The sequence below is a fragment of the Algoriella xinjiangensis genome, assembly GCF_900115015.1.
Lineage (GTDB): Bacteria > Bacteroidota > Bacteroidia > Flavobacteriales > Weeksellaceae > Empedobacter > Empedobacter xinjiangensis.
This window is the reverse complement of sequence record NZ_FOUZ01000001.1, coordinates 94,624-109,095: the sequence shown is the minus strand read 5'-3', so window position 1 is coordinate 109,095 and position 14,472 is coordinate 94,624. Positions and strand designations below refer to the sequence as shown.

Here is a 14,472-nt window from a genome sequence, read left to right as displayed (position 1 = left end):
ATTTTTTACACTAAAAAAACTAACGTTTGTTAGTTTTTTTATTTTTTTTTGTTACATTTGTTAAAGACAAAAATCAAAATCTGCAAAAATTATGATATTTAATCCTGAAATTGAACAAATGCCAATTGAAGAATTGCGCAAGATTCAAAATGAGAGACTTCAAAATATGTTACAAAAAGTGTACAGTAAAGTGCCTTTTTACAAAAATGCTTTTGATGAAGCTGGAGTAAAACCAGAAGACATTAATGGTGTTGAAGATTTACATAAATTACCATTTACAAAGAAAAATCATTTAAGGGATAATTATCCTTTCGGCTTATTTGCAGAACCAAAAAGCGAAGTAATTCGTTTACATTGTTCAAGTGGTACAACGGGAAAACCTACAGTTGTTGGTTACACAAGAAATGATATTGAATTGTTTTCTGAAGTTGTTGCAAGATCATTGGCTGCATCGGGTTGCGAACCAGGAATGACTTTGCAAAATGCGTACGGATACGGATTATTTACAGGTGGTTTAGGATTACATTACGGTGCAGAAAAATTAGGAATGACGGTTGTTCCAATTTCTGGAGGTAATACAGATAAACAAATCATGTTACTGAAAGATTTTCAGGCAGATGCTATTTGTGCAACACCATCTTATGCGTTAACAGTAGCAGAAGAAATCAAGAAAAGAGGAGAATCATTAGATAATTTTAACCTTAAAATTGCGATTTTAGGTTCAGAACCTTGGTCTGAAGCATTGCGTCAAGAAGTAGAAAATAGTTTACATATCAAGGCGTCTAATATCTACGGATTAAGCGAAATTATTGGACCTGGAGTTTCTAACGAAGATTTCGAAGAACAAGGTACAGGATCATATATTTGGGAAGATCATTTTTTTCCAGAAATTGTAGACGAAAAAACAGGCGAGCCAGTTCCTTACGGACAACCAGGTGTTTTAGTTATCACAACTTTAACTAAAGAAGCTTTGCCGTTGGTACGCTATTGGACGGGCGATATTACGACTTTAACATACGAACATTCTAAGAAAAGAACACATATCAAAATGGGTCCAATTATTGGTCGTGCAGATGATATGATGATTATTCGTGGCGTAAATTTCTTTCATACACAAATAGCTGATTTTATTCCAGAATTTCCACACTTATCTCCAAATTATCAAGTAGTTTTGACAAAACCTAAAAATATGGATGTAGTAGAAGTTGGATTCGAAATTAATTCAGCTTATTTCAACCAAAATGGGTTTACATTAGATAATTTAAACGACGAAACAAACGTTGAAGCACAACGTTTAATTTGTAATATTCACAAAAAAATTAGAGATAATATCGGTTTGGGAATGAATGTTAAGTTATACGAAACAGATTGTCTTCCGAAAAGTGAGGGAGGAAAATTAAACCGAATTATCGATAATAGACATTTATAAAAAATGCCAAAACAAAGTAAAAAAGAACTGATTATTCAAGAAGCAGCCGCAATTTTTAAGCACAAAGGCTATTCTGCAACATCTATGCGCGAATTGGCAGAGAAGGTTGGGATGGAAGCGGCAAGTTTATATAATCACATTCGTTCGAAAGACGAAATTTTAGAAGAAATTTGCTTCAAAGTAGCCAATCAATACGTTTCTCACATTAGTATGATCGAAGATACAGATGAAACAAATGTGCAAAAATTACGAGATTTGATACAGTTACACGTTCGCATGATTATTGCAGAACCAGATGAAGTTTCTGTCGCAAATAATGATTGGAAAAATCTTTCGGATACCAAAAAAGAATTGTACAAAACAATACGAAAAGGGTACGAAAAACGAATTGCAAATTTAATAAAAGCAGGAATTGCAGCAGGCGAGTTTAAAGACTTAAATGTATCAGTGGCTTTATTTACTTTATTATCATCACTTCGTTGGATAGAATTGTGGTATAAACCTGGTCGAGATATCTCGCCAGAACAATTAGAAAATGACTTGATGACACTATTAATTAACGGATTTCAAAAATAATATGGCAATAAATTTTCATCAATTACGCGTAAAAAATGTAAAAAAGGAAACACCAGATTGTGTATCCGTTACATTTGATGTACCTGAAGAATTAAACAAAGAATTTAGTTTTAAACATGGTCAATATCTAACGTTAAAAAATCATCATAATAATGAAGAAATTAGACGTTCGTATTCGATTTGTTCAAGTCCATTAGACAACGAATTGAGAGTTGCAGTAAAGAAAATTGACGACGGTGTTTTTTCTACATTTATGAACGACCAAATAAAAATTGGTGATGTTCTTGATGTAATGACTCCACAAGGAAATTTCTTTACAGAAGTACATGAAGATAACAAAAAATTATATGTAGGCATTGTTGCTGGATCTGGAATTACACCAGTACTTTCGATCATGAAAACAGTGCTACAAACAGAACCTAATAGTGAAGTTATACTATTATACGGAAACAAAAATAAAGGATCTATCATCTTTAAAGAAGAAATTGAAGCATTAAAAAATAGATATATGCAACGCCTTAGCGTTTACAATATCTTGAGCCGAGAAACGGCTGATGCAGAAATTTTGAGCGGTCGTATTGATAAAGAAAAAATTGAATATTTCTTAAAAAATATTATCAATCCAACAGATGTTAGTGAAGTTTTTCTTTGTGGTCCCGAAGAAATGATTTTAAGCGGTCGTGACGCTTTTGTAGAAGCTGGAGTAGATTTGAAAAATGTACATTTCGAATTATTTTACAGCGCATCTTCAGAAGCTAAAAAGGTTGAACGCAAAAATGCGGTAAAAGAATCTAATGATACAATGAGTAAAGTAACTGTTAAGCTAGACGCAACATCTTTACAACTTGATTTAGGTTACCATGGCGATACAATCTTAGATGCGGCTTTGCAAAACGGTGCCGATTTACCATATGCTTGTAAAGGTGGTGTTTGCGCCACTTGTAAGTGTAAAGTATTAAAAGGCGAAGTAGAAATGGACATCAACTATTCATTAGAACCAGACGAAATAGCACGTGGCTTTGTACTTTCTTGCCAAGCTCACCCTCGTTCGGCAGAAGTAATAGTAGATTTTGATGCCAAATAATCAACTTTAAAAACTAAACAAAATGAGTGCAAAAGAAATTGATTTTCAACAACTTTTTGATGAAAAGATTGAAAATGAAGTTCGTATCGAACCAAAAGATTGGATGCCAGACGCATACCGCAAAACATTAGTTAGACAAATTTCTCAACACGCTCACTCAGAAATTGTGGGTATGTTGCCAGAAGCAAATTGGATTACAAGAGCACCTTCGTTAAACAGAAAAAAAATCTTATTAGCGAAAGTACAAGATGAAGCCGGTCACGGATTATATTTATACTGTGCTGCCGAAACCTTGGGAACATCTCGTATACAAACATTAAACGACTTACATTCAGGTAAAGCAAAATATTCAAGTATCTTCAATTACCCAACATTAACTTGGGCAGATATAGGTATGATTGGTTGGTTAGTAGATGGAGCTGCAATCTTAAATCAAGTTCCATTATGTCGCGCATCTTACGGACCATACGCTCGCGCAATGGTACGTGTTTGTAAAGAAGAATCTTTCCACCAAAGACAAGGTTACGAAGCATTAGTGGTATTATCAAAAGGAACACCAGAGCAAAAAGCGATGTTGCAAGATGCAATGGATCGTTGGTGGTGGCCTACATTAATGATGTTTGGACCTGGTGATGATGTATCATCAAACTCAGAATTATCAATGAAATGGAGAATTAAACGTTTTTCTAATGATGAATTACGTCAACGTTTTGTCGATATTTCTATCCCTCAAGCAGAATATTTAGGATTAACTATTCCAGATCCAGATTTAAAATTTAATGATGAAACAGGTCATTACGAATTTGGAGAAATTGATTGGGAAGAGTTTTGGAATGTTGTTAAAGGAAACGGAAAATGTAATAAAGAACGTTTAGATGCTCGCCGTAATGCACACGAAAATGGTGCTTGGGTTAGAGACGCTGCAACAGCTTACCATGAAAAAAGAAAACAAAGAGAATTAGAACAAGAACAACGTAAAAACGCATAAAAAGATGGAGAATAGAGATTGGCCTTTATGGGAAGTATTTATCAGAAGTAAACAAGGTTTAGACCACAAACATGTTGGTAGTTTACATGCTGCTGATGCAACGATGGCTTTAGAAAATGCGCGCGATGTTTACACTCGTCGTTTAGAAGGTGTAAGTATTTGGGTTGTAGAATCTATGAATATTCATGCTTCTAATCCAGACGAAGCAGATCAATTTTTTGATCCAGCTGAAGATAAAGTTTATCGTCATCCAACTTTTTATGATGTTCCAGAAGAAATCAAAAACATGTAATTTATGACGGCTACAGTATATCAAAACAATCAAAATTACATCGATTTTATCTTGCATTTAGCAGATACAAATTTGATTTTAGCACAACGTTTATGCGAATGGTGTGGTCACGGACCTATTTTAGAGCAAGACATTGCGATGTCTAATATGGCTTTAGATTTGTTGGGACAAACATCTAATTATTACGACTATGCTGCCGAAATGATTGGTAATGGAGCAACAGAAGATTCATTAGCCATGTTACGCGAAGAACGTGAGTATAAAAACTTATTGTTAGTTGAATTACCAAACGGACATTTCGGAAATACAGTTGCACGTCAATTTTTTTACGATTCGTACCACGTTTTATTGTTAGAACAATTCTTAAAAGTAAAAGATTTAAAACTACAAGCAATTGCAGAAAAATCGTTGAAAGAAGTTAAATATCACTTAAAATGGTCATCAGAATGGATGATTCGTTTAGGAGATGGTACACAAGAATCTCACGATAAAATTCAGCAAGCTGTTAATGATATTTTACCTTACGTAAAAGAAGCATTTTTATTATCAAATTATCAAAAAGCTTTAGTAGAAGAAGGTTTAATAGAAAATCCAGAAGCTTTTAAAGCAGCTTGGTTATCAAAAGTAAACGATATTTTAGAAGAAGCAACAATTGTTGCTGATGTAGAAAATGCATTTGTACAAAAAGGAGGAAAGCAAGGTGTACACACAGAACATTTAGGTTTTATCTTAACAGAATTGCAATATTTACAAAGAACATATCCAAATTCGCAATGGTAACAGAAAAAGAAATCTGGCAATATATGGAGGAAGTCGCTGATCCAGAAATACCTGTGATTAGCGTCATCGATTTAGGTGTAGTGCGTAAAATTGATTTAATAGATCAAGAAAGTGTCAATATCACAATTACGCCAACATATTCGGGATGTCCTGCTGTTAGTGCCTTTTCAATTTCAATACGTTTAAAATTAATCGAAAAAGGATTTAAAAATATAAATGTCATCAATCAGTTAAGTCCAACTTGGACTACTGATTGGATGACTGAAGAAGGCAAGCAAAAGATGAAAGCTTACGGAATTGCGCCGCCTAATAAAACGCCGTCGAGTGACGCGCTCTTTTCTGATGAGCAAGAAGTAGAATGTCCACAATGTGGTTCTATGGATACTCGACTAATCAGTCAATTCGGTTCAACTGCCTGCAAAGCTATGTATCAATGTAATAGTTGTCACGAACCGTTTGATTATTTCAAATGTCATCACTAAAAAATTATGGAAAATTCAACTACAATTCACTATACACAAGAAGGCGGAATTGCGACAATTACGTTGAATCGTCCTTCGGTATTCAATAGTTTTAATCAAGAAATGATTAAAGCACTTCAAAATTCATTAGATGTTGCAGCCCAAGATGCCTCTGTACGCGCTGTTGTTTTAACGGCGACAGGAAAAGCATTCTGCGCTGGTCAAGATCTAGGCGAAGTGTTAGAAGAAAAAGACATTGATTTTAATAAAATCGTTCAAGAAAACTACAATCCATTAGTTCTTAAAATTAGAAATATGGATAAACCAGTTATCGCAGCCGTAAATGGTGTTGCAGCTGGTGCAGGAGCTAATTTAGCTTTGGCATGTGATATAGTTGTAGCAAAAGAATCTGCAAATTTTATCCAAGCTTTTAGTAAAATTGGTTTAATTCCTGATTGTGGTGGAACGTATTTTTTACCTCGTTTAATTGGTTTTCAACGTGCTTCTGCATTAATGATGTTAGCAGATAAAGTTTCTGCGGCTCAAGCAAAAGAAATAGGAATGATTTACGATTATTTTTCGGATGATGAGTTTGATGCACAAGTTGCAAAATTGGCTGAGAAATTAGCAAATTTACCAACAAAAGGTTTGGCTTATACAAAGAAATTACTAAACCAAACATTTCAAAATTCGATTGAAGAACAATTAAATCAAGAAGGATTATTTCAAGCTAAATCGGGAAATACATCAGATTATCAAGAAGGTGTAGATGCTTTTTTAGAAAAAAGAAATCCAGTTTTTAAAGGAGAGTAAAAAATGAAAAAAATAGGTATTATTGGTGGTGGAGCAATGGGATCTGGTATTGCGCAAGTGTTTGCACAAGCTGGTCATTCGGTTGTTTTATATGACACAAACCAAGAAGCATTAGATCGCTCAAAACAAAATTTAGCCAATACTTTTGTAAAGTTAGTGGCCAAAGAAAAATATACTGCGGAACAAGCAGAAACAATTCAAAACTCAATTGAATATGCACAAAGTTTAGACGCTTTTGCAACAATTGATTTGATGATTGAGGCAATTGTTGAGAATTTAGACGTTAAAAAATCGGTTTTTAAACAAGTTGAAGCAATCGTTTCAGAAGACTGTATTTTAGCCTCAAATACATCATCACTTTCAATTGCATCAATTGCATCATCTTGCGAAAATCCATCACGTGTAATAGGAATTCACTTTTTTAATCCTGCGCCATTAATGGCTTTGGTAGAAATTATTCCGGCTGTACAAACGCGCGAAGGTTTAGCAGAAGAAGTTAAAGCTTTAATTCAATCGGTTAAAAAATTACCCGTTATCACAAAAGATACGCCTGGTTTTATTGTAAATCGTGTAGCTCGTCCTTTTTATGGTGAAGCAATTCGTATTTTAGAAGAAGGTGTTGCCGATGCAGAAACTATTGATTTTGCAATGACATCTTTAGGCGGTTTCCGTATGGGACCTTTCGAATTAATGGATTTTATTGGTCATGATGTTAATTATCGTGTAACCGAATCTGTTTTCGAAGCATTTTTTTACGACCCAAGATTTAAACCATCATTTTCTCAAAAACGTTTATTCGAAGCAGGATATTATGGACGCAAATCTGGACGTGGATTCTACAATTATGCAGAAGGAGCAGAGAAAAAAGCACCAAATCAAGAGCAAGCTTTATTAGAAAAAATCTACAAACGTATTTTATTGATGTTAATTAATGAGGCAGCAGATGCTTTATTTTTAAACATCGCGAATCGCGAAGATTTAGATACAGCTATGACGAAAGGAGTAAATTATCCGAAAGGATTATTGAAATGGGCGGACGAATATGGATTAGAAAACGTACAAAACGATTTAGATGAGTTGTATAACTATTACCACGAAGATCGTTACCGTTTAAGTCCAATTATTCGTAACATGGTAAAAGAGAACAAATCATTCTACTAAAATTTATAAAATTATGGAACCACAAAAGTTATTAAACAGAATGCTTGACCAAGATAAATTTAGTGAATGGTTAGGATTAGAAGTAATTGAAGTACATGAAGGTTATGCAAAATTACAAGCTAATATTCGTCCAGAAATGATGAACGGAGTTGGTACTGTACATGGCGGTGTAACGTTTGCAATGGCAGATAGTGCGTTTGCATTTTCATGCAATATGTACAACAATATTTCGGTTGCATTAGATGTGCATATTTCTTTTACAAAAGCTGGTCGCGAAGGAGATGTTTTTACAATTGAATCGCAAGAAGTTAATTCAACTAAAAAAACAGGTGTTTACGACATCAAAGTAACAAATCAAAATAATGATTTAATTGCTTTATTTAAAGGTACTTGCTTTAGAACAGGTAAACCTTTAATTGAAGAATAAAATTATACTAATTAATGTAGTGAGGAAATTTATTAAACAAAAAAACTCACAACTTATAACTTGTAATAAATGAACCAAACATATATTATTGATGGAGTTAGAACTCCAATCGGAAAACTAAAAGGAGGATTATCAGCTATTCGTCCAGACGATATGGGTGCTTTAGTAATTGCAGAATTATTAAAACGTAATCCGTCTATTGATCCTGCTGCTTTTTATGATGTAATTTTAGGAAATGCTAATCAAGCAGGAGAGGATAACCGTAATATCGCGCGTATGTCTGCTTTATTATCAGGGTTGCCTTATACTGTTCCTGGCGAAACGGTTAACCGTTTATGTGCTTCAGGATTATCTGCTGCAATTTCAGCATCAAGAGCAATTCAAGTTGGTGATGCGCAATTGATGATTTCTGGTGGAGCAGAATCGATGACACGTGCTCCTTTAGTTGTTTCTAAATCTGCAACGCCTTTTGGTGGAGATGCAAAAATTTATGATTCTACTTTCGGATGGCGTTTTATCAACCCAAAAATGAAAGAAATGTGGGGTGTTGATGGAATGGGAAATACAGCTGAAAATTTAGCTGAACGTGATAATATTTCTCGTGAAAATCAAGATCAATTTGCTGTTTGGTCACAACAAAAAACGGCTGCTGCACAAGCTAACGGACGTTTAGCAAAAGAAATTGTAGCAGTAGAAATTCCACAACGCAAAGGAGATCCAATTATATTTAATACGGACGAATTCCCTAAAAATGATACAACATTAGAAATTTTAGGAAAATTACGTCCAGCTTTTAAACCAGATGGAACTGTAACGGCAGGAAATGCTTCAGGTTTAAATGACGGTGCTGCGGCTAATATTTTAGCTTCAGAACAAGCGATTAAAGATTTTAATTTAACACCAATGGCTCGTATTGTAAGTTCTGGTGTTGCGGGTGTAGAACCTCGTATTATGGGAATCGGACCAGTTTATGCTTCTCAAATTGCACTAAAAAATGCAGGATTAACATTAAATGATATGGATGTTATTGAGCTTAATGAAGCTTTCGCTGCTCAATCTTTGTCGTGTACACGTGCAATGGGATTAGCAGATAACGATCCTCGTATCAATCCAAATGGTGGTGCAATTGCATTGGGTCATCCACTTGGTATGTCTGGTGCAAGAATCTTAAATTCTGCTGCTTACGAATTACAAGCAACAGGCGGAAAATATGCATTAATAACAATGTGTATTGGTTTAGGACAAGGTTTCGCAGTAGTAATAGAAAGAGCATAAAATAAGATATTAGAATAGAGTTATTAGATAAATTATTCAAAAAAACTCATATCTAATGACAAATATCTAAATACTATTATAAAAATGATTTACGAATTCAAAGGATATAAACCAGTTGTGCATCCTACCGCTTTTGTGCATCCGCAAGCTGTGGTTACGGGAAATGTAATTATAGGAAAAGATGTTTACATTGGTCCTGGTTGCGCGTTAAGAGGGGATTGGGGACAGATTATTATCGAAGATAATTGTAATGTACAAGAAAATTGTACGGTACACATGTTTCCGGGAACAACGGTTCATTTAAAAGAAAAAGCGCATATTGGTCACGGAGCAATTATACACGGCGCAACAATTGGAAGAAATTGTATGGTTGGAATGAATGCTGTTGTGATGGATAATGTTGTTATTGAGGACGAATGTATTGTTGGTGCTTTGGCTTTTGTTAGAGCAGATACAGTAATTCCGACACGAAGTGTTGTAGTCGGAAATCCTGCGAAAATCGTAAAACAAGTTTCGGATCAAATGATTGAATGGAAAGATCAAGGAACACAACAATACATGCAATTACCGAGTGATTGTCATGAAAGTTTGAAACCTTGCGAACCATTAACAGAAGTTCCTGCACATTATTACGAGTCGATGGCAAGTAATTATAAAACGTGGAACGAAACAAAGTAATACGTACTAAGTTTAAATATTATATTAAATGATATGAAACTTACTTACTATTTAAAACGTACAACTAAACTAAAACACAAAATAACAATGGCTAATCAATTAGAAAATTATGCTTTAGGACAATGGACAAAAGGTTCGTCTGATGGGCAAATGTTATATAATGCAATCACTGGTGACGAGATTGCAACAGCATCATCAGCTGGATTAGATTTCGGAGCGATGATGGATTATGCGCGTAAAGTTGGTGGACCAAAATTACGTAAAATGACTTTCCAAGAAAGAGGTTTAATGTTAAAGAAATTAGCCTTGTATTTGATGGATAGAAAAGAAGAATTTTATACGGTTTCTTGGGCAACTGGAGCAACTCGTGCAGACAGCTGGGTTGATATTGAAGGTGGTATCGGAAACTTATTTGCGAACGCTTCTTTACGTCGTCAATTTGGCGATCAACCATTTTATGTTGAAGGTGATACACATCAAATTTCAAAAAATGGAACTTTTTTAGGAACACATATTTTAACACCAAAACGCGGTGTTGCTATACATATTAATGCATTTAATTTCCCAGTTTGGGGAATGTTAGAAAAAATTGCAGTTAACTTTTTGGCTGGTGTTCCAGCAATTGTTAAACCAGCAACAATAACTTCTTTTTTAACAGAAACTGTTGTTCGTGCAATTATCGATTCTAATATTTTACCAGACGGTGCATTGCAATTAATCTCTGGTTCTGCAAACGGAATTTTAGATTATGTAGAATCAGAAGATGTGGTAACATTTACAGGTTCTGCATCAACAGGACAAATGTTAAAATCTCATCCAAGAATTACAGCAGAAGGCGTTCCTTTTAATTTAGAAGCGGATTCTTTAAATGCATGTATTTTAGGAGAAGATGTAAAAGTAGGTTCTCCAGAATTTGATATTTTTATCAAAGAGGTAACAAGAGAAATGACGACAAAAGCAGGTCAAAAATGTACTGCAATTCGTCGTGCAATTGTTCCAACTAATTTGGTAGAAGATGTTCAAATTGCTTTAGGACAACGTTTATCAACAACAAAAATTGGAGATCCAAATGTAGAAGGTGTTCGCATGGGAGCTTTAGCAGGTGCAGCGCAAGTAAAAGAAGTTCGCGAGAAAGTTGAAGAATTAGCAAAATCTCAAGAAATTGTTTTTGGAAATTTAGATCAATTTGAAGTAGTTGGAGCAGACAAAAATAAAGGTTCGTTTATGTCGCCAATTTTATTTGTAAACAATGATCCTTTCAATAAAACTGATGTTCATAACATCGAAGCTTTTGGACCAGTTTCTACAATTATTCCTTATAACGGAACAGAAGAAGCGGTAGAATTAGCTCGTATGGGTAAAGGTTCCTTGGTTTGTTCTATTGTAACGGGCGATAATGATATTGCAACAGAATTTGTTTTAAACGCAGGTTCTATGCACGGACGTATCGTGATTTTAGATACAGAATGTATCAAAGAATCTACAGGTCACGGTTCTCCATTACCATTATTGGTTCATGGTGGTCCAGGTCGTGCAGGTGGAGGAGAAGAAATGGGAGGAAAACGTGGTGTAATGCATTATATGCAACGTACAGCACTACAAGGTTCGCCTAACAAATTAACGGCTGTTACACAACAATACCAATATGGTGCAGATTATATTGAAGATGATAAACATCCATTTGCAAAATATTTTGAAGAAGTAAAAGTTGGTGATACATTAATCACAGCAAAACATACAATTCAACAATCAGATATTAATGCTTTTGCAGCTTTATCTGGCGATAATTTTTATGCACACGTTGACGCAACTTCGTTAGAAGGAACTATCTTTGAGCGTAATGTAGCACACGGATATTACATTTTATCTAAAGCTGCAGGTTTATTTGTACAAGGTAAAAAAGGTCCAGTTTTATTAAATTATGGATTAGATGAATGTCGTTTTGTAAAACCTGTTTATCCAGGAACAACAATGGGTGTTCGTTTTACATGTAAAGAAAAAATCTCGCAAGAGAAAAAAGACGAAAACGATGTTGCAAAAGGAATTGTACGTTGGTTAGTTGATATTTATGACGAAACTGGCGAAACAGTAGCAGTTGCAACAATTTTAACAATGGTTAAAAAATTAAATCAAGAAGATTAATGGAAGCTTACGTAAAATCAGAGATTGTAAACGGAATAGGAACAATTGAATTTTTTCATCCACAAAGTAATTCAATGCCAGGTTCTCAATTAAGAAATCTAGCAACAGAAATTGAAAAATTAGGAAATGATACTGCTGTAAAAGTAATCGTTTTAAAAAGTGAAGGCGAACGTACGTTTTGTGCAGGAGCTTCTTTTGACGAATTAATTTCTATCAAAGACCGCGAAACTGGTTTAGAATTCTTTTCAGGATTTGCGCACGTAATCAATGCAATTCGTAAAGCGCCAAAATTTGTTTTAGCACGTATTCAAGGAAAAGCTGTTGGTGGAGGAGTCGGAATTGCGTCTGCCGCAGATTATACGTTTGCAACAGAATTTGCTTCGGTTAAATTGTCAGAATTAGCAGTTGGTATCGGACCATTTGTAGTTGGACCAGCAGTTGAACGTAAAGTAGGAAATTCTGCTTTTACACAAATGGCTATTAACGCAACAGAATTTCAGACTGCTGCTTGGGCAAAAGAAAAAGGTTTATATGCCGAAGTTTTTGCAAATGCAGTAGAAATGGACGAAGGAATTGAGTTATTAGCAACTAAATTAGCAAATTCTAATCCAGATGCAATGAAACATTTGAAACGTGTTTCTTGGGAAGGATCAGAAAATTGGGACGAATTGTTAATAGAACGTGCAAAGATTTCTGGTGAATTAGTTTTATCAGAATTTACAATCAATGCGATTAATAAATTCAAATCAAAATAAACGCAACATTATTTTAGTTGATAAAAATATAAGCGCAATTCTATTGAATTGCGCTTTTTTCATTAAATCTTAATAAATTTGTATTCAAATAAGGATAAAATGGGTGTAGCTGAATTGTTACTGAAACGTAAAAAAGAATTGTCGGAGAAAAATTTTAACGAAGGAATTATTTTTCGTGATGAATATAAAATAAAAGAAGGAGTTATTGAGACTGAAAGTGGATTATTATACGAAGTAATTACAATGGGTGAAGGCGTAAAACCTTCTTTATCACAGACAGTTTTGTGTCATTATCATGGTACAAATATTCAGGGAGAAGTCTTTGATAGTTCTGTTCAGCGTAAAAAACCTGCCGCTTTTCCTTTAGAAAATGTGATAAAAGGTTGGGCCGAAGGTGTACAATTAATGCCAGTTGGAAGCAAATTTAGGTTTGTTGTAAAACCAGAATTAGGATACAAAGACCGTGAAATATCAAAAGAATTAGGTCCAAAATCGACGATGATTTTTGAAGTTGATTTACTTGGAATATTATAAATAAAAAAGCCTCAAATTGAGGCTTTTTTTTATTGGAAATCTATTAATTAAGCAAATTTCATAATCATTATTAAACTTCCAACTCCAATAAAAATCCATAAAAGTATCGCCATTAAAAGTGGTTTAAAACCGATGTTTTTCATCATCTTAAACGATAAACTTGTCCCAATTAAAAACAACGTTAATGTTAATGCAGCCTTTGATAAACAAATGATATACGGGCTAATTGTATGTACAAACGGAACATAAGTATTGATGCAAATTGCGACTAAGAACAAACCAATAAACCACGGAATACTAATTTTAGATGTAGAGCTTTTAAAAAATAATAAGGTTAAAAATGACAATGGAATAATCCATAATGCACGCGCTAATTTTACTGTTGTTGCCACTTGTAGTGCTTCTTCGCCGTATTTGCTTGCTGCACCAACCACAGAACTTGTGTCGTGAATGGCGATTGCGCACCATAATCCGAAATCGTGTTGAGATAAGTTAAATAAATGTCCCAATGTGGGAAATATTAATAATGCGACCGAGTTTAATGTAAAAACGACAGCCAATGCAACCGATATTTGATTGGGTTTTGCGTTTGTAATTGGTGCGATTGCCGCAATTGCGCTTCCTCCACAAATCGCAGTTCCAGCTGAAATTAAATAACCAGTTACTTTTTCTATTTTGAAAAATTTGGTTAAAAAAAATCCTAAAAGCATCAATGTAGAAATACTGATTATTGTAAATACAATTCCTTCTTTACCGGCTTGTATTGCAGAAAAAATATTCATTCCGAAACCTAGTCCAACAACTGCAAATTTTAGTAAAATACCAGAAAACTTTCGTGATTGTACTTCGTACGGATTACCAATAACTTGTGCTACGACAAAGCCAACAATTAATGCAATTGGTGATGATACAAATGGTAAAGCGCAACAAACAGCGCAAATTATAAAGATTATTTTTTTAGATGTAGAAAAGGATGGCAGGTTTTCTTCTGATTGAATGAATTTCATTTTGAATAATTTTATAGGACAAATTTCCGACAGTTATTATTCTAAAAGAAATCATAAAAAGTAATTTGTT

The 14,472-nt window shown here is 34.3% G+C and carries 16 protein-coding genes; 15 read left to right on the top strand and 1 reads right to left on the bottom strand.

Annotated elements, in window-relative coordinates:
- Window positions 1–91 precede the first annotated feature (91 nt).
- The 15 genes from BM072_RS00515 (at window position 92) to BM072_RS00445 (ending at window position 13,395) form a co-directional block, all read left to right on the top strand.
- A complete protein-coding gene (locus BM072_RS00515; RefSeq protein WP_092905482.1) occupies window positions 92–1,429 on the top strand; it encodes a phenylacetate--CoA ligase family protein in 1,338 nt (445 codons plus the stop codon).
- Window positions 1,430–1,432: 3 nt separating this feature from the next.
- Entirely contained in the window at window positions 1,433–2,005 is a 573-nt protein-coding gene (locus BM072_RS00510; protein WP_092905480.1) for a TetR/AcrR family transcriptional regulator, read from the top strand.
- A gap of 1 nt (window position 2,006) precedes the next feature.
- Window positions 2,007–3,089, top strand: coding sequence for a 1,2-phenylacetyl-CoA epoxidase subunit PaaE (gene paaE, locus BM072_RS00505; RefSeq protein ID WP_092905478.1), 1,083 nt, complete (start codon window positions 2,007–2,009; stop codon window positions 3,087–3,089).
- A gap of 22 nt (window positions 3,090–3,111) precedes the next feature.
- Complete coding sequence (gene paaA, locus BM072_RS00500) at window positions 3,112–4,077, top strand: 1,2-phenylacetyl-CoA epoxidase subunit PaaA (protein WP_092905477.1); 966 nt, start codon at window positions 3,112–3,114, stop codon at window positions 4,075–4,077.
- Between the two features lie 4 nt (window positions 4,078–4,081).
- The gene (paaB, locus tag BM072_RS00495) at window positions 4,082–4,369 is read left to right on the top strand and encodes a 1,2-phenylacetyl-CoA epoxidase subunit PaaB (RefSeq protein ID WP_092905475.1); all 288 of its coding nucleotides are present in this window, start codon (window positions 4,082–4,084) and stop codon (window positions 4,367–4,369) included.
- Between the two features lie 3 nt (window positions 4,370–4,372).
- On the top strand, window positions 4,373–5,149 hold the full coding sequence (gene paaC / locus BM072_RS00490; protein WP_092905473.1) for a 1,2-phenylacetyl-CoA epoxidase subunit PaaC: 777 nt from the start codon (window positions 4,373–4,375) through the stop codon (window positions 5,147–5,149).
- The gene (gene paaD / locus BM072_RS00485; protein WP_092905471.1) at window positions 5,143–5,631 is read left to right on the top strand and encodes a 1,2-phenylacetyl-CoA epoxidase subunit PaaD; all 489 of its coding nucleotides are present in this window, start codon (window positions 5,143–5,145) and stop codon (window positions 5,629–5,631) included. The genes paaC and paaD overlap by 7 nt, the downstream gene beginning before the upstream one ends.
- Before the next feature lie 6 nt (window positions 5,632–5,637).
- Entirely contained in the window at window positions 5,638–6,423 is a 786-nt protein-coding gene (locus BM072_RS00480) for an enoyl-CoA hydratase-related protein (protein ID WP_092905469.1), read from the top strand.
- A 3-nt stretch (window positions 6,424–6,426) separates the two neighbouring features.
- Window positions 6,427–7,584 carry a 3-hydroxyacyl-CoA dehydrogenase NAD-binding domain-containing protein gene (locus tag BM072_RS00475; RefSeq protein WP_092905467.1) on the top strand — a complete coding sequence of 386 codons (1,158 nt, stop codon included), beginning with the start codon at window positions 6,427–6,429 and terminating at the stop codon, window positions 7,582–7,584.
- A gap of 13 nt (window positions 7,585–7,597) precedes the next feature.
- The gene (gene paaI / locus BM072_RS00470; protein ID WP_092905465.1) at window positions 7,598–8,011 is read left to right on the top strand and encodes a hydroxyphenylacetyl-CoA thioesterase PaaI; all 414 of its coding nucleotides are present in this window, start codon (window positions 7,598–7,600) and stop codon (window positions 8,009–8,011) included.
- A 69-nt stretch (window positions 8,012–8,080) separates the two neighbouring features.
- Complete coding sequence (gene pcaF, locus BM072_RS00465) at window positions 8,081–9,286, top strand: 3-oxoadipyl-CoA thiolase (RefSeq protein ID WP_092905463.1); 1,206 nt, start codon at window positions 8,081–8,083, stop codon at window positions 9,284–9,286.
- A gap of 84 nt (window positions 9,287–9,370) precedes the next feature.
- Window positions 9,371–9,964, top strand: a complete 594-nt coding sequence (locus BM072_RS00460) for an acyltransferase (protein WP_092905461.1) — start codon at window positions 9,371–9,373, stop codon at window positions 9,962–9,964.
- Between the two features lie 33 nt (window positions 9,965–9,997).
- Window positions 9,998–12,106 (top strand): phenylacetic acid degradation bifunctional protein PaaZ, encoded by a 2,109-nt coding sequence (gene paaZ, locus BM072_RS00455; RefSeq protein WP_245752010.1) that lies wholly within the window; start codon window positions 9,998–10,000, stop codon window positions 12,104–12,106.
- Window positions 12,106–12,861: an enoyl-CoA hydratase/isomerase family protein gene (locus tag BM072_RS00450; RefSeq protein WP_092905459.1), complete on the top strand. Its 756-nt coding sequence runs from the start codon at window positions 12,106–12,108 to the stop codon at window positions 12,859–12,861. The genes paaZ and BM072_RS00450 overlap by 1 nt, the downstream gene beginning before the upstream one ends.
- Window positions 12,862–12,960: 99 nt before the next feature.
- On the top strand, window positions 12,961–13,395 hold the full coding sequence (locus BM072_RS00445; RefSeq protein WP_092905457.1) for an FKBP-type peptidyl-prolyl cis-trans isomerase: 435 nt from the start codon (window positions 12,961–12,963) through the stop codon (window positions 13,393–13,395).
- Window positions 13,396–13,442: 47 nt separating this feature from the next.
- Here the strand turns inward: BM072_RS00445 and BM072_RS00440 are convergent, their stop codons facing one another.
- Window positions 13,443–14,402 (bottom strand): YeiH family protein, encoded by a 960-nt coding sequence (locus tag BM072_RS00440; protein WP_092905456.1) that lies wholly within the window; start codon window positions 14,400–14,402, stop codon window positions 13,443–13,445.
- Between the last annotated feature and the right edge of the window lie 70 nt (window positions 14,403–14,472).